The 18,686-nt window shown below is 72.0% G+C and carries 14 protein-coding genes; 11 read left to right on the top strand and 3 right to left on the bottom strand.

What is annotated here, in order from left to right; all coding sequences use genetic code 11:
* Positions 1–15: 15 nt before the first annotated feature.
* The 9 genes from hisD (ABD817_RS06745) (at position 16) to ABD817_RS06705 (ending at position 9,516) form a co-directional block, all read left to right on the top strand.
* Entirely contained in the window at positions 16–1,335 is a 1,320-nt protein-coding gene (hisD, locus tag ABD817_RS06745) for a histidinol dehydrogenase (protein ID WP_344916100.1), read from the top strand.
* 110 nt (positions 1,336–1,445) lie between these two features.
* Positions 1,446–2,201, top strand: coding sequence for an ATP-binding cassette domain-containing protein (locus tag ABD817_RS06740; RefSeq protein ID WP_344916098.1), 756 nt, complete (start codon positions 1,446–1,448; stop codon positions 2,199–2,201).
* Positions 2,198–3,262, top strand: a complete 1,065-nt coding sequence (locus ABD817_RS06735) for an ABC transporter permease (RefSeq protein ID WP_344916096.1) — start codon at positions 2,198–2,200, stop codon at positions 3,260–3,262. The genes ABD817_RS06740 and ABD817_RS06735 overlap by 4 nt, the downstream gene beginning before the upstream one ends.
* A 16-nt stretch (positions 3,263–3,278) precedes the next feature.
* Positions 3,279–4,286 carry an ABC transporter substrate-binding protein gene (locus ABD817_RS06730; protein ID WP_344916094.1) on the top strand — a complete coding sequence of 336 codons (1,008 nt, stop codon included), beginning with the start codon at positions 3,279–3,281 and terminating at the stop codon, positions 4,284–4,286.
* Positions 4,283–5,539 carry an ester cyclase gene (locus ABD817_RS06725; protein ID WP_344916092.1) on the top strand — a complete coding sequence of 419 codons (1,257 nt, stop codon included), beginning with the start codon at positions 4,283–4,285 and terminating at the stop codon, positions 5,537–5,539. Before ABD817_RS06730 ends, ABD817_RS06725 begins: the two co-directional genes overlap by 4 nt.
* 31 nt (positions 5,540–5,570) lie before the next feature.
* Positions 5,571–6,476 (top strand): nitrilase-related carbon-nitrogen hydrolase, encoded by a 906-nt coding sequence (locus ABD817_RS06720; RefSeq protein ID WP_344916091.1) that lies wholly within the window; start codon positions 5,571–5,573, stop codon positions 6,474–6,476.
* 25 nt (positions 6,477–6,501) lie between these two features.
* Positions 6,502–7,833, top strand: a complete 1,332-nt coding sequence (gene hisD, locus ABD817_RS06715; protein ID WP_344916089.1) for a histidinol dehydrogenase — start codon at positions 6,502–6,504, stop codon at positions 7,831–7,833.
* Positions 7,826–8,707, top strand: a complete 882-nt coding sequence (locus tag ABD817_RS06710) for an SDR family NAD(P)-dependent oxidoreductase (RefSeq protein WP_344916087.1) — start codon at positions 7,826–7,828, stop codon at positions 8,705–8,707. The genes hisD (ABD817_RS06715) and ABD817_RS06710 overlap by 8 nt, the downstream gene beginning before the upstream one ends.
* Positions 8,704–9,516: an alpha/beta fold hydrolase gene (locus ABD817_RS06705; protein ID WP_344916085.1), complete on the top strand. Its 813-nt coding sequence runs from the start codon at positions 8,704–8,706 to the stop codon at positions 9,514–9,516. The genes ABD817_RS06710 and ABD817_RS06705 overlap by 4 nt, the downstream gene beginning before the upstream one ends.
* Before the next feature lie 94 nt (positions 9,517–9,610).
* Here ABD817_RS06705 and ABD817_RS06700 read toward each other — a convergent pair whose 3' ends face one another.
* Together ABD817_RS06700 and ABD817_RS06695 are read right to left on the bottom strand one after the other, a co-directional pair.
* Positions 9,611–10,618 carry a LacI family DNA-binding transcriptional regulator gene (locus ABD817_RS06700; protein ID WP_344916083.1) on the bottom strand — a complete coding sequence of 336 codons (1,008 nt, stop codon included), beginning with the start codon at positions 10,616–10,618 and terminating at the stop codon, positions 9,611–9,613.
* Positions 10,619–10,658: 40 nt separating this feature from the next.
* Complete coding sequence (locus ABD817_RS06695; protein ID WP_344916081.1) at positions 10,659–11,450, bottom strand: HpcH/HpaI aldolase family protein; 792 nt, start codon at positions 11,448–11,450, stop codon at positions 10,659–10,661.
* A 210-nt stretch (positions 11,451–11,660) separates the two neighbouring features.
* Here ABD817_RS06695 and ABD817_RS06690 point away from each other — a divergent pair, with 210 nt between their 5' ends.
* Both ABD817_RS06690 and ABD817_RS06685 read left to right on the top strand, forming a co-directional pair.
* Entirely contained in the window at positions 11,661–12,776 is a 1,116-nt protein-coding gene (locus ABD817_RS06690) for a cupin domain-containing protein (RefSeq protein ID WP_344916079.1), read from the top strand.
* 568 nt (positions 12,777–13,344) lie between these two features.
* A complete protein-coding gene (locus ABD817_RS06685) occupies positions 13,345–17,817 on the top strand; it encodes a bifunctional nitrate reductase/sulfite reductase flavoprotein subunit alpha (RefSeq protein WP_344916077.1) in 4,473 nt (1,490 codons plus the stop codon).
* 27 nt (positions 17,818–17,844) lie between these two features.
* On the opposite strand, the gene ABD817_RS06680 is transcribed toward ABD817_RS06685, so the two are convergent.
* Entirely contained in the window at positions 17,845–18,654 is an 810-nt protein-coding gene (locus tag ABD817_RS06680) for a maleylpyruvate isomerase family mycothiol-dependent enzyme (protein ID WP_344916075.1), read from the bottom strand.
* Positions 18,655–18,686: the final 32 nt, after the last annotated feature.

The raw sequence follows: 18,686 nt of genomic DNA, 5'->3' as shown, positions 1-18,686 counted from the left end.
TCATAATATGTCTGCATGGAATTTGGCAAGCACGTACTTGCGGACCTTGAGGGTTCATATCGCCTGCTCAAGACCCCTAAGGCCGCTGCCGGCAACGAGCGGCGCGATGCCGCGGTGAGCGCGCGCGTCTCTGAGATCTTGCTTGCCATCGAGAACGATGGTATGGACGCGGTCCTGCGCTACGCCCGGGAGCTCGACGGCTGGACCTCCGATCGGGTCGAACTCGACGAGGCCGCCATCCGGTCCAGTGGAGACGCCCTGAGCCCGGAGCTGCGCTCGGCCCTGGAACTCGGTGCCGAGCGCACCCAGGCGTTCGCGAGGCGGCAGCGCGAGCACCTGACGGACTTCGAGGTGGAGCTGGTGCCCGGCCTGGTGACCGGGCAGCGCTACATCCCGGTCGACCGGGTGGGCGCCTACCTGCCCGCGGGCCGCTTCCCGCTGCTGTCCAGCGCGTTCATGACCGTCGGGGTGGCCAAGGCGGCCGGGGTCCCCACCGTCCTGGCCTGCACCCCGCCGCGCCCCGACGGCACCCCCGACCCCGCGGTGCTCTACGCGGCGCACCTGAGCGGGGTCGACCGCGCCTACGTCCTCGGCGGCGTGCAGGCGCTGGCCGCGATGGCCTTCGGCCTGCTGGGGGAGCGGCCGGTGGACATGCTGGTCGGCGCGGGCAACGCCTACGTCGCCGAGGCCAAGCGGCAGCTCTTCGGCCGGGTGGCGATCGACCTGCTCGCCGGTCCCTCGGAGGTGGCGGTGATCGCCGACGAGAGCGCCGACGTCGAGCTGGTCGCCGCCGACCTGCTCGGCCAGGCCGAGCACGGTCCCGAGTCGCCGGCCGCGCTGGTCACCACGTCCGAGTCGCTCGGCCACGCGGTGATCGCCGAGGTCGAACGCCAGCTGCGGACCCTCGCGACCGTCGACATCGCGGGCCCGGCGTGGCGCGACTTCGGCTCGGTCACCTGGGCGGCGAGCCGCGAGGCGGCGATCGAGCTCATGGACGACCTGGCGCCCGAGCACCTTGAGGTGATCACCTCGGACGACGCCTTCTACTACGAGCGGCTCAGGAACTACGGTTCGGTCTTCCTGGGGGCGTGGAGCACCGTCGCCTACTCCGACAAGGGCATGGCGGGCACCAACCACGTACTCCCCACCAGGGGCGGGGCCCGGCACAGCGCGGGCCTGTCGGTGTCGCGCTTCCTGAAGCCGCTGACCTTCCAGAGGCTCGCCGAGTCGGCCACCGCGGCCGTCGCCGGCGCCGTCGACGTCATCTCCGAGTACGAGGGCATGGCGGCCCACCGTGCCACCGCGACCCTGCGCTTGGAACGGTCGAAAGCGTAGACGGCGGATCCACCACGAGACGGACCTCCCACGTCCGGCAGATGGGAGGCCCGGTGACACGCCCGGCCCCCGAGGCCGCGCCCCCTGAGTTCCACACAGAGAGGCAGACGATGACACATCTGCTAGAAGCGCGCGGGATCCTCAAACGGTACGGCCACGTCGAGGTCCTGCGCGGGACCGACTTCTCCGTCGACGCCGGTCAGGTGGTCGCCCTGATCGGTGACAACGGCGCCGGGAAGAGCACCCTGGTCAAGATCCTGTCAGGGGTGATCCAACCCGACGGCGGGCAGATCCTGCTCAACGGCGAGCCGGTGAGCTTCTCGTCTCCCATTCACGCCCGGGACATGGGCATCGAGACCGTCTACCAGGACCTGGCCCTCGCCCCCGACCTGGGCCCGGCCGAGAACGCCTACGTGGGCCGCGAGCTGCTCAAGCCCGGCCTCCTCGGCAAACTCGGGGTCCTGGACAAGGCCAGGATGCGGCGTGAGGCCGCCAGGACGTTCGTCTCGCTGGGCACCGACGTCAAGGACCTGGACGCCCCCGTCGCGGCCCTCTCCGGCGGCCAGCGCCAGAGCGTGGCGATCTGCCGGTCCGTCATGTGGGCCAAGGGCCTGGTGTTCATGGACGAGCCCACGGCGGCGCTGGGCGTGCGTCAGACCCGCCGCGTGCTCGACCTCATCCGGCGCGTCGCGGACAGCGGGGTCGCCGTCGTCCTGATCAGCCACAACATGCCCGAGGTGCTGGAGGTCGCCGACCACGTCCAGGTCCTGCGGCTCGGCCTGCGGGCGGCGCGGTTCCAGGCGTCGGAGGCGACCGTGGACAAGCTGGTGGGCGCCATGACCGGTTCGCTGCAGGAGGCGTCATGACCATGCTGAACGGAGAGCGGTCCGGGGAGACCGGGCACGGAGAGCACGGCACGGAGCCGCTCGACGCCGTGGCGGCCACGATGTCGCCCCGCGCCCGTGCCACCAGGCGAGCCCTGTCGTCGTCGCCGTTCTACATGGCGCTCGTCCTTCTGGGGCTCGTCGTCGTCTTCGTCACGCTGGCCCCCGGCACCTTCCCGACCACGGCCAACGCCAGGAACATCGTCAATGACGCCGCGACGCTGCTGGTGATGGCGGTCGGGATGACCTTCGTCATGGTCGCGGCGGGATTCGACCTGTCGATCGGCTCGGTGCTCGTCTTCGGCGGCATCTGCGGCTCCAAGACGATGACCTGGCTCGGCACCGACGACTACTGGACGATTCTGGCCGGCCTGGTCGCCTCGATGGCCGGCGGTCTGGCCTGGGGGTTGTTCAACGGGTTCTGCGTCACCCGGCTGAGGGTCCCCGCCCTGATCGCGACCCTCGGCTCCATGGGGGCGGCGCTCGGGGTCGCGCAGCTCATGACGAACGGCAACGACGTCAGGGACGTGCCGCTGACCCTGATCAGGTTCTCCACCGGAAGCTTCCTCGGGTTCGGCTACCTGGTGTGGCTCGCGCTGGCCGTGGTGATCGTCGGCGGCCTCGTGCTGGCACTGACCCGCTTCGGCCGTCACACCTACGTCATCGGCTCCAACGAGGAGGCGGCCCGCCGCGCCGGCATCGACGTCCGGCGCCACATGCTCAAGCTGTACGCGCTCAGCGGGCTGCTGGCCGGACTGGCCGGGATGATGTCGCTGGCCCGTTTCGCCACCACCACCATCGGCGGCCACACCCAGGACGCGCTGGAGGTCATCACCGGGGTCGTCCTGGGAGGCACCAGTCTCTTCGGCGGCGCCGGAACGATCGTCGGCACCGTGATCGGCATCTTCGTTCCCGCGGTGCTGCAGAACGGTTTCGTCGTCAAGAACGTGCAGCCGTTCTGGCAGGAGGTCGCGATCGGATTCATCTTGATCGCGGCCGTGTACATCGACCAGCTCAAACGTCGCACTCGCGACCGCACCTGACCAGAACGGAAATATCATGAAAAACTTCCTCAAGATGGGACTCGCCGTTACCGTCGTCCTCTCGACGGGCCTCGCCGCGGGCTGCTCGTCGGAATCCGGAACGGCCGCCACCTCGGGCGCGAACACGGAGGCCGCCAAGCTCGGCAAGATCGTCTACATTCCCGGCCTGACCGGCAACCCCTTCTACTCCACGGTGAGCTGCGGCGCCGGCACCGAGGCCAAAAAGCAGGGGGTCGAGTTCACCACCCAGGGGGCCTCGACCTTCGACGTGGCCAAGCAGACCGAGATCGTCAACGCGGTCGTGGCCGGCAACCCCGGGGCCATCATGATCTCGGTCACCGACCCCAAGGCGATGATCGTTCCGCTCGCGCAGGCCAAGGCGGCCGGTATCAAGATTATTGGCATCGACGGCGACCTTGAGGACACCGGCGTGATGACCACGAACATCCAGTCCGACGGCGTCCAGGGCGGGATGCTCGCGGGCGAGGCGCTGGCCAAGCTCGTGGGCGGCAAGGGCTCGGTGATGGCGATCGACAACGCCACCGGCTCCCTGGTGTCGAAGGCCCGTACGGACGGCTTCCAGCAGGCGATCGCCAAGTATCCGGACATGAAGTTCCTGGGCATCCAGTACTCCAAGAACGAGACGGCGAAGGCGGCCTCGATCGCCTCCACCACGGCGACCACCAACCCCGACCTGGTGGGCATCTTCACCGCCGAGACCAACAACACCGAGGGCGCCATCACCGGCCTGCGCGAGGCCGGCAAGACGGGCAAGGTCCGGCTGGTCGGCTACGACACCTCCGAGCCCATCGTCAAAGCCCTCAGGGACAAGGTCCTCGACGGGACCGTCGTCCAGTACCCGTACGGCGAGGGCGTCCTCGGTGTGCAGTCGGCCGTCGCGGCCATGCGGGGCGAGCCGGTCGAGCGCAACCAGCGGGCCGACGCGGTCTTCGCCACCCCGGAGAACGTCGACACACCCAAGGTCAAGCAGTACATCTACGACGTGAACTGCAGCGCCTCATGACAGCCGGGAACGGGGCGCCCGAACGCGCGGACGAGCGGCCCACCCCGCCCGGATCTCCGGAGGGGAAGACGTCCCCGGGCGGGAAGGCCGCGCCGTCCGCGGAGGCCCGCCCGGTGATCATCGGCCCGCACCTCACCGACGCGCCCTCCGGCCGCGTCATGCCCGCGGACTTCTCCATCGCCGTACGGCCGGGGACCGGCTCCTCCACCCTGCGGGCCGACCGCGAGCGCGGCGAGCGCCGCCAGTCGATGCGGGGGTTCGAGGACACCTACGTCGACATCGTCGACTACATCATCCGGATCACCCACCGGATCTGGGAAGACCAGGACATCGGCTACATCTACGACACCTACTCGCCCGGATGCTTCGTCTACGACGACAGCGGCGCCCACTACGGGGTGGAGCGCGTGGTCGCCGCGACGGTCCAGGGCATCCACGCCTTCCCCGACACCAGGTCGTGGGCCGACGACGTGATCTGGGCCGGCGACGACGAGCAGGGCTTCGTCACCTCGCATCGCTACATCACCACCGGCCACCACCTGGCGCCGTGGCGCTGGGGAGGGGCCACGGGCCGCAGGGTCGACATGTGGGGCATCGCGAACTGCGTGATCCGCGAGAACGAGATCTTCGAGGAGTGGGTGCTCTACAACATGTGCTCGAAGCTCGCCCAGCTCGGGATCGACGTGGCCTGGGCCGCGCGCGAGTACGGCAACGAGCTCGCGAGCGCGACGGCCGACCGGCACCTGCCCGAGTCGGAACGCCTGATCGGCGGGCGCAGCCCGGAGTACTACCCGGCGTCCGCCTCCGGGGACGGCTTCGACGTCGAGCACTTCGTCCGCGGCCTGTTCCACAACGTCTACAACCGGCGCGACCTGAGCGCCGTGGACCGCGCCTACTCCCAGGCCGTCCGCTGGAAGGCCGCCTCCGGCCGCGCCGGGTACGGCCGGGCGGACGTCAAGGGGATGGCCCGCGGCCTGCTGGCCACCTTCCCCGACCTGGGCATGCACGTCGACGAGGTCCACTGGATGGGCAACGAGGCCGAGGGCTTCCGGGTCTCCGTCCGCTGGACCGCGCTCGGCACCCACCGCGGGTACGGCCTGTACGGCGCGCCGAGCCACCGGCGGGTCCACCTGTGGGGGATCAACCAGCTCTACATCACCGCCGGTCGCGTCACCGAGGACTGGATGATGTTCAACGAGTTCGACGTGATGGCCCAGATCCTCAGCGACGAGCCCCCCGCGATGGTTCCCTGACCCCGGCCGGGCGGGCATGGAAGGAGTCGGCGTGGTCCGCGTCGTGTGCTGTCAGCTCGCGCCGCTGATCGGGGACCTTCCCGCCAACCGGCGGGCCTCGGCGGCGGCCGTACGGAACGCCGTGGGACTCGGCGCGGACGTCGTCGTGCTGCCCGAGCTGGTGACGTCCGGATACGTGTTCGCCTCCGTGGACGAGGCCCGGACGGTGGCGGTCGGCACCGGCCACCCGGTCTTCTCCGACTGGGCGGACGCGGTGGCCGGCACCGGCTCGATCGTGGTGGGCGGCTTCTGCGAGCTCGGCGACGACGGACACCTGTACAACAGCGCGGCCGTCGTCGACGCCGGCGGCGTCCGGCTCGTCTACCGCAAGACCCATCTCTGGGACCGGGAGAAGCTGATCTTCCGGCCCGGGTCCGCGCCGCCGCCGGTGATCGACACCGCGGCCGGTCGCCTGGGGGTGCTCATCTGCTACGACATGGAGTTTCCCGAGATGACCAGGACGCTGGCCCTGGGCGGCGCCGACCTGGTGGCCGTCCCGACGAACTGGCCGTTGGTGGCGCGCCCCGAGGGGGAGCGTCCGCCGGAGGTCGTGGCCGCGATGGCCGCGGCGCGGGCCAACCGGATGTTCGTCGCCTGCTGTGACCGGTCCGGCCGCGAACGTGGCCAGGACTGGACCGAGGGCACCGCCGTCGTCGACGCCTCGGGCTGGGTCGTGGCGACCGCCGGTCCCGGCGGTCTGGCCGTGGCCGACCTCGACCTGGGGCGGGCGCGGGACAAGAGGCTGTCCGAGCGCAACGACGCGCTGGCCGACCGCCGCCCCGAGCTGTACGCGGGCCCGCCCGGCACCGGCACCGGCACCGGCACCGCCCCGTCCCCGGACCACACGTCGTGGGTGAGACCACCGGTCCACCCATCCGATCAGACCACCGGCACCTGAGCGTGCCGTCGCAGGGAAGGTTTTCATGATCCAGAAGTTGAAGCAGGCGGCGGACGGCACCGGCGAGGGTTCCGGCACCGGCCGCCCGGAGGTCCAGGCGACCGTGTCCGGCATCCTGGCCGACGTGCGCGAGCGCGGGGACGCCGCCGTACGGGAGTACTCGGAAAAATTCGACGGGTGGTCGCCGGAGTCGTTCCGGCTCTCTCCCGAGCGGATCGCGGAGATCGTCTCCACGGTTCCCCCGCAGGTCATCGAGGACATCGAGTTCGTCCAGTCGCAGGTCCGCCGGTTCGCCGAGCATCAGCGCACCTCGCTGACCGACTTCGAGGTCGAGACGCTCCCCGGTGTCCGGCTGGGGCAGCGCAACGTCCCGGTGTCCGCCGTGGGCGCGTACGTGCCCGGCGGGCGCTACCCCCTGACGGCGTCGGCGCACATGACGATCGTGACCGCCAAGGTCGCCGGCGTGCCGAGGGTGGTCGCCTGCACCCCGCCGATCCGCGGCGAGATCCCGGCCGCGACCGTCGCCGCGATGGCGATGGCCGGCGCGGACGAGATCTACCTCCTCGGCGGGGTGCAGGCCATGGCCGCGCTGGCGGTGGGCACGGAGACCGTGGAACGGGTCGACATGATCGCCGGTCCGGGCAACGCCTACGTCGCCGAGGCCAAGCGGCAGCTGTTCGGCGAGGTCGGGATCGACCTGTTCGCCGGTCCGACCGAGATCCTGGTCATCGCCGACGACGAGGCCGACCCCTTCGTGGTCGCCGTCGACCTGCTCAGCCAGGCCGAGCACGGCCCCGACTCGCCCGCGGTGCTGGTGACCACGAGCGAGCCGCTCGCCCGCGAGGTCGCCGAGCACGTCGAGCGCATCCTGGTCGACATGCCGACCAGGGACATGGCGGGACCGGCGTGGCGCGACCACGGGCAGATCCTGGTCGTCGGCGACCTGGACGAGGCCTTCGCGGTCGCCGACTCCTTCGCCTCCGAGCACGTCCAGGTCCTCACCCGTGACCCGCGCCAGGCGCTGGAGAAGATGCGCCACTACGGCGCGCTGTTCCTGGGCGAGGGCACCTGCGTCTCCTACGGCGACAAGGTGATCGGCACCAACCACGTGCTGCCGACCCGGGGCAGCGCCCGCTTCACCGGCGGTCTGTGGGTCGGCAAGTACCTTCGGACCGTCACCTACCAGGAGGTCGTCGACCCCGCGTCGAGCGCGTTCCTCGGTGAGATCTGCGGCCGGGCCTCCCGGGTGGAGCTGTTCGAGGGGCACGCCCGTTCGGGCGACGTGCGCGCGGCCAAGTACGGCGGCGGGCACCTGGACTGGAGCGAGCACCGGTTCGAGAAGACCGCCGATGCCTGAGCGCGACGGCGCCGGAACGGGCACGAGCCCGAGCGCCGCACCGGGCACCGGCGCGAGCATCGGAGCGGGCGGGTCGTCGGTGCCCGGACGCGACGACGCCGGACGGGCCGGGCCGGCGGGCCGCACCGCCCTGGTGACCGGGGCCGGCAACGGGCTCGGCAGGGCGATCACCCTCGCCCTGGCCGGCGACGGCGTCCGGGTGATCGTCGTCGGCCGCCGCCGGGAGCCGCTGGAGGAGACGGCGGCCCTGGCGGCGGGCCTCGGCACGCCGTGCCGGGTCGCGGTCGCCGACGTGGCCGACCCCGCCTCGGTCGACACCCTCGCCGCGGAGCTGGCGGACGAGAACGTCTCGATCCTGGTCAACAACGCGGGCGTGGCCGGTCCGGTCAAGCCGCTGGTCGAGATCGAGCCGCACGAGTGGGACGAGGTGTTCGCGGCCAACGTGCGGGGCGTCTACCTGATGTGCCGGGCCTTCCTGCCGCCCATGGTGCGCAGGAGGGACGGGGACGTGATCAACCTCGCCTCGGTCAGCGGCAAGCGCCCCCTGGCCCTGCGGACGCCGTACTGCGCGTCCAAGACGGCGGTGATCGGGCTGACCACCACGCTGGGCGCGGAGGCCGGCCCGGCGGGGGTGCGGGTCAACAGCCTCTCGCCCGGCCCGGTCAGGGGGGAGAGGATGCGGCGCAACTTCAGGCTGGAGGCGCGGAGCCTGGGCATCACCGAGGCCGAGTCCGAGCGCGCCTTCGTCTCCCGCGCCGCCCTCGGCCGTCTGGTCGAGGAGGACGAGGTCGGGCAGGCCGTGGTCGCGATGCTGCGGATGACCGGGCTGCACTGCGCGGACATCGACCTGTCGGCGGGAATGGTCGGGCGGTGACCCGCGCGGGAGCCGGCCGGGAGCCGCTGGTGCTGCTCAGCGGCATGCTGGGCGACGCCTCCCTGTGGGAGGAGGTGACCCCCCGCCTCGCCGGGCGGGTCCTCGCCCTTCCCGCCCGCATCGACCTGGACGACTCGGTGGCCGCGATGGCGGCCCGGGTGCTGGCGGACGCCCCCGGGCGGTTCGCCCTCGCCGGTCACTCCCTGGGAGGCATCGTCGCACTGGAGGTCATCCGGCGGACGCCGCACCGGGTGACCCGGCTCGCGGTGCTCAACGCCAGCGGCCGGGGGCCCTCCCCGGCCCAGCTGGCCGCGTGGGAGGCCTGGCGCGACCGGGTGACGGCCGGGGGCTTCGACGCCGTGGCGGCCGAGCTCGCGGTCGCCACCCTGCCCGGTCCGCGCCGCGCCGCGCCGGACCTCGTCGCGAGGAACGAGCGGATGGCGCGTACCGTCGGCGGGGACGGGCTGCTGCGGCAACTGGCCGCGCAGCGGACCAGGCCCGGCAGCCTGGGGGCTCGGGGCGGTCTGAGCGGGGTCGGCGTCCCGGTGCTGGTGCTGGGCGGCGAGCTCGACGAGGTGTGCCCGCCGCCGCTCCAGCGCGAGCTGGCCGCCGCCTTCGGGCGTACCGCGCCCGATGTGACCGGCGTGGACGGTGGGTTCGGCGGGCGCGGAGGCGGGTCCGTCGGGTCCGGAGAGGCTGGGGGGCCCGCCGAACTCGTCATCCTCGCCGACGCCGGGCACATGACACCGATCGAGCGCCCCGAGGCGGTGGCGGCCGAACTGTCACGCTGGCTGGACCGGCGCTCCTGACAGCGGCGTGCCGGACCAGACGTGGGGAATCGGGGGAGGGGCGGGGCCCGATCGACACCGGGAGCACCGGGCCGCGCCCGCCTCGCCGGTTCCCTCACACGGATCGTCCGGTGTCGTTCGGCCCGTGGGTGCCGCGCTCGACGGGGGTCACCGGATGGATCACGAGGCGGCCGGCGCCGCTCCACCCGCCGATGCGCTCCCCGAGCAGGGTCACCGCGCTGTGCAGCATGTCGTCGAAGGGCACGTGGACGGTGGACAGCGCGACGGTCGGCCAGGCGGCCTGCTCCAGGTCGTCGAAACCGATCACCGCGAGGTCGCCGGGGACCCGAAGGCCCAGCTCGTGCGCGGAGTTCATGGCACCCAGCGCGATGATGTCGTTCGCGCAGAACAACGCGGTCGGCGGGGCCGCGCCCTCCATGAGCGCCGGGACCGACTCCCGTCCGTGGTCGAAGTCGAACCTCCCGTACCGGACCAGCGTCTCGTCCAGCTCCACCCCCGCCTCCGCCAGCAGGCCGCGGAAGCCGGCCTCGCGGTCACGGCCCGTGCTGGTGGTGGCCGGGCCGAGGAGCGCGCCGATGCGGCGGTGCCCGGCCCGCAGCAGCATGCGCGCGGCCGCCGCGCCTCCGGCGCGGTTGTCGGCGACGCAGGAGTCGAGTTCCGTGCCCTCGACGTAGCGGTGCAGCAGCACGGCCGGTACCCCGCGGCGTCGTAGCAGGGCGGGCAGCGAGGAGTCGAGTGACACGGTCGACAGGATCACGCCGTCGACGCCGCCGCCCGCCACCTGGCTCTCGATGTTCTGCGTGTCGCCGTGCCCGGCGACGAGGGTCAGCCGGTAGTCGCGCTCCGCGAGCTGGTCGTAGAGCCGCCTGACCAGCAACGCCCACAGCGGGTTGTCGAGGTCGACGACCATCGCGATGCGCCGGGTGCTGCGGGTGGACAGGTCGCGGGCGCGTTCGCTCGGCACGTAGTCGAGCTCGGCCGCCACGGCGGCCACCCGGCGCACCGTCTCGGCCCCGATGCTCGGATCCCCGCGAAGCGCCCGTGAGACCGTCGACTGCGACACTCCCGCGGCCTTCGCCACGTCGAAACTGGTGACCTTCATCCCATCGCTTTCCGCGTCCGGTCCGATAGCGCGCGTGGGTTCAGTATCCGCCAGAAGCCGGCGATCGCGGGGATCCGCCGCGGACCGCGCCGATGTGCCCGGCCGCGGCGCCGCGGATCAGCGCCACGTCGTTGCCGGGAGTCACCAGGTCGTAGCCGAGGTCCGCCATCCGCCGGGCCGCCGTCCCGTCGGCGCAGAAGACCCCGGCGAAGACCCCCGCCGCATGGGCCTCGGCCACGACACGGCGCAGCGCGGCGTCCACCTCGGAGGGCGGGACCGCGAGGCCGGGCGTGACGCCGAGGGAGAGGGCGAGGTCGTTCGGCCCGACGTAGACGCCGTCGAGGCCGGGAACGGCGAGGATGGCCTCCAGTGCCTCCAGCGCGGCCGCCGACTCCACCATCGCCCAGGTCATGACCGTCTCGCCGGAGTCCGTGGCGTAGCCGGGGCCGCCGCGTACTCCGGCGCGGGCCGGGCCGTAACTGCGGATCCCGGTCGGTGGGTAACGGCAGGCGGCCACGAAGGCGGCGGCCTGCTCCGCGGTGTCGACGCCGGGGCAGACGATGCCGTGGGCGCCCGCGTCGAGCAGCTTGCCGATGACCGCCGGGTCCCGCGAGGGGGCGCGGGCCATCGGGACGGCCGGGCCCGCGTCGATCGCCTGCAAGAGCCGGATCGCGCCGTCGACGCCGAACATGCCGTGTTGCAGGTCGACGGTGACCGCGTCGTAGCCGCTGTGCGACAGCACCTCCGCGATGTAGCCGCTGTCGGCCGACAGCCAGGCGTTGACCGCGGTCCCGCCCCCGCCCATCAGTGAACGCAGCCGGTTGGCGCCCATCGCGGCTCCTTGATCTATGCCTACGTATGCGCATCACGATAGCGCACTCAACGGTGGGGCGAGAGGGCCCAGCCGCAAGAATCCTTTCCGATCTGGAGATTTCTGCTGCTACAAGGCGTTGATGAGGACACCTGACCGCCCTCCGGTCTTGACAGACAGCTATCCGGGCGACAAATAATGCATACGTATGCACAACCAAGGAGACCCGTCTTGTCACGTTCTGTCAGCAGCCAGGAGCTTTCCGCCCGCACCATCTTCCGCAAGGACCTCGTCGCCGACGAGGCGGCCTTCCTCGACACCCGCATCCCGGGGTCCGACCGCAAGGTCAACTACCCGCTGATCGGCCCCGGCGTCTCCGAGAACGCCAAGCAGGTCATCCCGGTGACCGAGCCGCACGGGTTCAACCTCGGCGCCGCGGTCATGCCCGCGGGGGTCGTCAACAACCTGCACCTGCACTTCACCGCGGAGGTCTTCTGCTGCTTCGCGGGCGAGTGGCGGTTCCGCTGGGGCGTGCGCGGCGACGAGGGCGAGGCCCTGGTCCGTGCCGGGGACGTGATCTCGATCCCCACCTGGATGTTCCGCGGCTTCACCAGCCTGTCCGACGACGCGTGGCTGTTCACCGCCCTGGGCCGGGACGTGAGCGGCGGCCTGATCTGGGCGCCGTCCGTCATCGAGGAGGCGGCCAGGTACGGCATGCACCTGGGCGCGGACAACAAGCTGATCGAGACCGCGCCCGGACAGGTGCCCGAGGGCGTCGAGCTGTCCAGGCCGCTGAGCGACGAGCAACTCGGCCTGCTGCGGCACGTCACCGTCGAGGAGATGCGGGAGCGGCTGGCCACGCCGCAGGACCTGCGATGGTGCGACGAGCCGTTCCTGGACTCCCGGCTCCCGGGCGGCGGGGCCCGGCTGGCCCTCGTGGTCGGGTACGGGCTGACCGAGGACCGCGCCCAGTCACCGAGGGTGAGCGATCCGCACGGGTTCAGCCTGGCCTGGCTGCGCGCCGAGCCTGGCCAGGGTGTCTCGCGGCACACGGTCGACGAGTCACAGGTGCTGATCGTCAAGGAGGGCACCCTGCGGGTGACGCTCAACCAGGACGAGCCCGTCTCCACCGAGCTCGGTCCGTACGACACCCTGTCGATCCCGCCGGGCGCCTGGCGTTCCTTCGCCGGTGTCGGCGAGACGGCCGCCCAGGTGGTCGTGCTGACCGGTGGTGACGGGCGTACACGCATCGGATGGGACCCGGCCGTGGTGGAGGAGGCCCGCGCGACGGGCGTCGCGATCGACGCGAACGGCTACGTGGCCCCGGCCGCCCTGGTCGCTCGCTGATCGGGAGGGGACGGGCGGGGAGCGAGGCAACCGTGGGGAGCCGGCGGGGTGAGAACCCCGCCGGACACCCGGGCCACTGGAGGGTGACGTCGAAGCGGTCGACGAGCACGTGGGTGCCCGTCGGAATACCGGGGCTCGATCGGTCCGGTCCAGCGGCCGGCGAAGCCGTCGACGCCGATCGACGGTGCCGGGGAGCCGCCGGGTCGACGACGCGATCAGCGGGGACGGTGCCGCTCGTACGAGTGTCGGCCGCGTGGAGTCCTTTCCTGTGGGTGGATGCGATCAGCTCGCGGCCGCGCGCCCGCCGCTACGGGCCGCGGTGAACCGGACAGGACGTTCGCCCACCCGTCCTGCTGGAGAGCACGACCCGCTGCCGAGCCGGGATCCTCCGGACGTGGCCGGGGGAGATCGGCGGTGATGCGGATGTAACAGCCGGGCGCGGGCGTCTGTGACATCTACGTAACGCCTGTTTCTTATGTTTCCGTCGTTGGATCCGCCCGATGCGGCTTTGGCGTTCCCGCTGTTCGGCGGAGGGCGTCACGGGCCCCTGCTCAGGGAGAAGGGACCTATGACGGCGTCGGAGAAAGTGAAGACGGTCTGCTCCTACTGTGGTGTCGGCTGCGGGATCGTCCTGGAGGTGGACGGGCGGCGCAGGGTCGTCAGGGCCTCCGGCGACAGGAGCCACCCGGCCAACGCCGGTCGGCTGTGCACCAAGGGCGCCACCACCGCGGACATGCTCGCCGCGCCCGGCCGCCTCGAAAACGGGCTGGTCAGGCCGGACCGGGGCGCCGAGCCCGTACCGACCGGCGTGGACGCGGCGATCACCGAGACCGCCCGGCGGCTGCGACGGATCCTGGACGAGCACGGGCCGGACGCGCTGTCGTTCTACGTGTCCGGCCAGATGACGCTGGAGGCGCAGTATCTGGTCAACAAGCTCGCCAAGGGCTTCGTCGGCACCAACCAGATCGAGTCCAACTCCCGGCTGTGCATGGCCAGCGCGGGCAGCGGCTACAAGCTGTCGCTGGGGTCGGACGGCCCGCCCGGCTCCTACGAGGACTTCGACCAGGCCGACCTGTTCTTCGTGATCGGCGCGAACATGGCTGACTGCCACCCGATCCTGTTCCTGCGGATGATGGACCGGGTCAAGGCCGGTGCCAGGCTCATCGTGGTCGATCCCCGCCGTACCGCCACCGCCGACAAGGCCGACCTGTTCCTGCGGATCAGGCCGGGCACCGACCTCGCCCTGCTCAACGGGCTGCTGCACCTGCTGGTCGAGGGCGGCCACGTCGACCACGAGTTCGTCGAGCGCTACACCGAGGGCTGGGAGGCGATGCCGGACTTCCTGCGGGACTACCCTCCCGAGACGGTCGCCGCCCTCACCGGCATCCCCGAGGACGACCTGCGCCGGGCGGCCGAGTGGATCGGCGCGGCGGGGGAGTGGATGAGCTGCTGGACGATGGGGCTCAACCAGAGCACGCACGGCACCTGGAACACCAACGCGCTGTGCAACCTGCACCTGGCCACCGGCGCGATCTGCCGCCCCGGCAGCGGCCCGTTCTCCCTCACCGGCCAGCCCAACGCGATGGGCGGGCGCGAGATGGGCTACATGGGGCCCGGCCTGCCCGGCCAGCGCTCGGTGCTGGTGGCGGAGGACCGCCTCTTCACCGAGGAACTGTGGAACCTGCCGCCGGGCACCCTGCGCACCGAGGTCGGCCAGGGGACCGTCGAGATGTTCTCGCGCATGGCCGAGGGCGAGATCAAAGCGTGCTGGATCATCTGCACCAACCCGGTCGCCAGCGTCGCCAACCGCAGGACCGTCATCGCGGGCCTGGAGGCCGCCGAGTTCGTCGTCACCCAGGACGTCTTCGCCGCCACCGAGACCAACGCCTACGCCGACGTGGTCCTGCCCGCCGCCATGTGGGCCGAGACCGAAGGCGTGATGGTCAACTCCGAGCGGAACCTCACCCTGCTCCGGCAGGCCGTGGAACCACCGGGACAGGCGCTGCCCGACTGGCGGATCATCGCCCGCGTCGCCTGCGAGATGGGCTTCGAGGACGCCTTCTCGTACGCCGACGCGGAGGAGGTGTTCGAGGAGATCAAGCGGACCTGGAATCCCAAGACCGGCTACGACCTGCGGGGCGTCACCTACGAGCGGCTGCGCGAGACCCCCGTCCAGTGGCCGAGCCCGCCGGGCGGCGGTGACCGCAATCCCGTCCGCTACCTCAACGACGGTGTCAGCCAGGCGCCGCTCACCCGGCCCGACGGAAGCCGCCCGCGTCTCGCCTTCGCCACCCCGAGCGGCCGGGCCGCCTTCTTCCCCCGCCCGCACCTGCCCCCCGCCGAACTGCCCGACGACGCCTACCCCTTCGTCCTCAACACCGGCAGGCTGCAGCACCAGTGGCACACCCTGACCAAGACGGGGAGGGTCGCCAAGCTCAACAAGCTCAACCCCGGGCCCTTCGTCGAGATCAACCCGCAGGACGCCGCCGAGCACGGGATCGGCGAGGGCGACCTGGTGGAGATCGCCTCCCGGCGCGGCAGGGCCGTGCTGCCCGCCCGGCTGAGCGACCGGGTCATGCCGGGCAACTGCTTCGCGCCGTTCCACTGGAACGACCTGTTCGGCGAGTATCTCAGCGTCAACGCGGTCACCAGTGACGCCGTCGACCCCATCTCCTTCCAGCCCGAGTTCAAGGTGTGCGCGGTCTCCCTCACCAGGGTCGCCTCCGAGGCGTCCCCGGTGTTCCCGACGACTCCGGAGCACGCCGGGACCCCGGGGTCCCCCGCGGTTTCCGGGCCCGCCCGGACGGCCGCGCTCCCCGCCTTCCCCGTGGTTCCGGAGTACGCCGGAACGGCTTCGGAGGCCACCCGGTCCGCCCGGATCGCCGCGCTGGCCGGGCTGCTCGGGGTGGCCGACCTGACGCCGCCGGCGCTCGCCGACCACGAGCGCCGCTACATGGCCGGTTTCCTGTCCGCCCTCGACAGCGCGGCGTCCATGCTCGACGGCCCGGGGTCCGCCCTTGACGGTCCAGGGCCCGCCCTCGGTGGCCCGGGGTCCGCTCTCGACGGCACGGTGTCCGTCGGTACGGTCGTGCCGGTCCTGCCGGAGCACGCCCCCGTCGACCCCGCCCACGCCCTGTGGATCAACGGGGTGCTGGCCGGGATGTTCTCCCGCACCCTCGCGCCGCCACCCCGGCGAGCGACCGATGATCCGGTGTCACCGGTGCGCGACCTCGTCGTCCTGTGGGCCTCCCAGACCGGGAACGCCGAGGAGTTCGCCGTCGTCAGCGCCGATCGGCTGACCGGCGCGGGGCGGGCCCCCCGGCTGGTCAGCATGGCCGACTGCGCCCCGGACAGCATTCCCCGTGGCGCGGACCTGCTCGTCATCTCCAGCACCTTCGGCGACGGAGAGGCCCCCGACAACGGCGTCGGATTCTGGGACGCCCTCATCGGGGCCGGAGCACCCCGGCTCGACGGCGTGCGCTACGCCGTCCTCGCCTTCGGCGACTCCAGCTACGACGACTTCTGCGGCCACGGGCGACGGCTCGACCAGCGCCTCGAGGAACTGGGCGCCCTGCGCCTGGCACCCCGGGTGGACTGCGAGCCCGACGACCATTCGCGGGCTCTGGGCTGGCTTGAGCAACTGCTCACCACCCTCGCCGAGCCACCTCCGCGGGACCCGGCGCGTCCGGATCCCACGCCCTCCCCACACGCCCCGACGCGTTCGGATCCCGTACCCTCCCCGCACGTCCCGGCACGTGCGGATCCCGCGCCTTCCCCGCCGGACCTGACGACTCCTGGGCCCGAGCCGACGCGCGCGGGACCGGAGGCGGCGCTCCCGGTTCCCGGTCCGCTCCCGGTTCCCGGTCCGCTCCCCTCGGCTCCCCGAGCGGCTCCCTCGGGCCTCGATCCGGCGGAGGGGCCCGGCAGGGCCGCGCCGGTCAGCGCCCCGCTGACCGGTAACCGGCTGCTCAGCCTGCCCGGATCCGCCAAGGAGGTGCGGCAGTTCACCTTCGACACCGGCGGCGAGCTGACCTACCAGGCCGGTGACGCGCTCGGGGTGACGCCGGTCAACAGCGCCGACCTGGTCGCCGAATGGCTGGCCGTGACCGGTCTCGACCCCACCGGTACCGTCGAGATCCCCGGCCTCGACCTCGGCCCCGTCCCGTTCGGCGAGGCCCTGCGGAGCCACCTGGAGATCACCAAGATCACTTCTGGTCTGCTCAGGTTCGTCGCCGACCGTACCCGCGACCGCGATCTCACCCGGTTCCTGCGCTCGGGCAACGGGGGTGAGCTGGCCAAGTGGACCTGGGGCCGCCAGGCCGTCGACGTGGTCGGCGAACTTTCCGTCCGGGCCACGGCCCAGGAGTGGGCGGGCGTCCTCAAACGCCTGCGACCGCGCCTGTACTCCATCTCCTCCAGCCCGCTGGTCGATCCCCACCGGGTGCGCCTGACGGTCTCGGTCGTCCGCTTCGACAACCCGCGCGGTACGGCACGCAGAGGCGTGTGCTCGTCCTTCCTGGCCGACAGCCCCGAGCACACTCCCGTGCCCGTCTTCGTGCAGCGCAACAGGCATTTCCGCCCTCCGGCGGATTCGGCCGTCCCGATGATAATGATCGGCCCGGGTACGGGCGTCGCGCCCTTCCTCGGCTTCCTGGACGAGCGCCGGGCACTCGGCCACTCCGGCCGCAACTGGCTCTTCTTCGGCGAGCAGCGCCGCTCCACCGACTTCTACTACCGCGACGAGCTCGACGCGTCGTACCGCGACGGGCTGCTGACCCGGCTGGATCTGGCCTTCTCCCGCGACCAGCGCGCCAAGGTCTACGTCCAGGACCGGATGCGCGAGCACGGCGGCCGGCTCTGGTCCTGGCTCCAGGACGGCGCTCACCTGTACGTCTGCGGTGACGCCAGCCGGATGGCCAAGGACGTCGACCAGACCCTGCGCGAGATCGCCACCACCCACGGTGGCCTCGGCGACGACGAGGCCACCGTCTATGTCAAGCACCTGGCCACCAGCAGGCGCTACGTACGCGACGTGTACTGACCTCCCGCCATCGGGTACGGGCGGTCGTCAGATGCCGGGGAAGACCCGGCGGAGGTCGTCCAGGGTGACGCCGTCGCCGGTGACGGTCACCGACGGCGGGGTGTGCCCGGGAGCCAGCCTGCCGCCGAGCAGGCGCGTCCAGGACTCGCCGGGAAGCGTCAGGGTGACGTCGGCCCGCTCCGGCGCCTCGCTGAAGCCGACGGTCTCCCCGAGGGTGAGGCCCAGGACGCGCTCGGGGTCGGTCGTCTCGACCCGGAGGGTCGTGGCCAGGCGCGGGTCCAGGGCGTCGGACCTGCCGATGAAACCGATCATGAAATCGAGCGGCCCGGTGTACAGGTCGATCAGCACCCCGGCGGCGTCCCGCGCGACGGTGGCCTCGGGGTCGAAGGCGACCTCGACGTCCCAGGCGTGCAGGGCGGCCTCGTTCAGGCGCATCCCGGCCACCAGCGCGACGCTGCCGGGCATGGGGAGGAATCCCAGCTTGATCTGCAACCGCTCGCGGGCGTCGGCGTCGAGGCTCTCGTACGCCGAGACGATGTCGGCGTCGGCGCTGAGGAAGTCCTCGGCCTGCTCCTCGGGGGCCTTCGCGTTCCAGCGGTCCCACACCGAGTGGTTGAAGTCCTGGCCCGGGGTGTCGCGGCCGTCCTGCGCCGCGCGCAGCGCCGCCAGGCCGATCTCGGCACCGCTGCCGAGGTGGCTGAGCACCTGGGCGACGGTCCACTCCGAACACCCCGAGGGCCGGGTGAGGTCGGCGGCGTCCAGCCCCCGGACGAAGGGCGCCAGCTCGTCTCGGGTGGTACGCAGAGCCGCGATGGTCCTGTCGGCGAGGGTGGTCATGCTTCTCCTCGTGGGATGGGGACGACGTGAGG

Source organism: Streptosporangium oxazolinicum, from assembly GCF_039537505.1.
Taxonomy (GTDB): Bacteria; Actinomycetota; Actinomycetes; order Streptosporangiales; family Streptosporangiaceae; genus Streptosporangium; species Streptosporangium oxazolinicum.
The sequence above is the reverse complement of the archived record's forward strand: the minus strand, read 5'-3'. Positions and strand labels throughout refer to the sequence as shown.

Coding starts and splice junctions, on each gene's coding strand:
- hisD (WP_344916100.1), top strand. CDS start 16: ATGGAATTTGGCAAGCACGTACTTGCGGACCTTGAGGGTTCATATCGC.
- ABD817_RS06740 (WP_344916098.1), top strand. CDS start 1,446: ATGACACATCTGCTAGAAGCGCGCGGGATCCTCAAACGGTACGGCCAC.
- ABD817_RS06735 (WP_344916096.1), top strand. CDS start 2,198: ATGACCATGCTGAACGGAGAGCGGTCCGGGGAGACCGGGCACGGAGAG.
- ABD817_RS06730 (WP_344916094.1), top strand. CDS start 3,279: ATGAAAAACTTCCTCAAGATGGGACTCGCCGTTACCGTCGTCCTCTCG.
- ABD817_RS06725 (WP_344916092.1), top strand. CDS start 4,283: ATGACAGCCGGGAACGGGGCGCCCGAACGCGCGGACGAGCGGCCCACC.
- hisD (WP_344916089.1), top strand. CDS start 6,502: ATGATCCAGAAGTTGAAGCAGGCGGCGGACGGCACCGGCGAGGGTTCC.
- ABD817_RS06710 (WP_344916087.1), top strand. CDS start 7,826: ATGCCTGAGCGCGACGGCGCCGGAACGGGCACGAGCCCGAGCGCCGCA.
- ABD817_RS06700 (WP_344916083.1), bottom strand. CDS start 10,618: ATGAAGGTCACCAGTTTCGACGTGGCGAAGGCCGCGGGAGTGTCGCAG.
- ABD817_RS06695 (WP_344916081.1), bottom strand. CDS start 11,450: ATGGGCGCCAACCGGCTGCGTTCACTGATGGGCGGGGGCGGGACCGCG.
- ABD817_RS06685 (WP_344916077.1), top strand. CDS start 13,345: ATGACGGCGTCGGAGAAAGTGAAGACGGTCTGCTCCTACTGTGGTGTC.
- ABD817_RS06680 (WP_344916075.1), bottom strand. CDS start 18,654: ATGACCACCCTCGCCGACAGGACCATCGCGGCTCTGCGTACCACCCGA.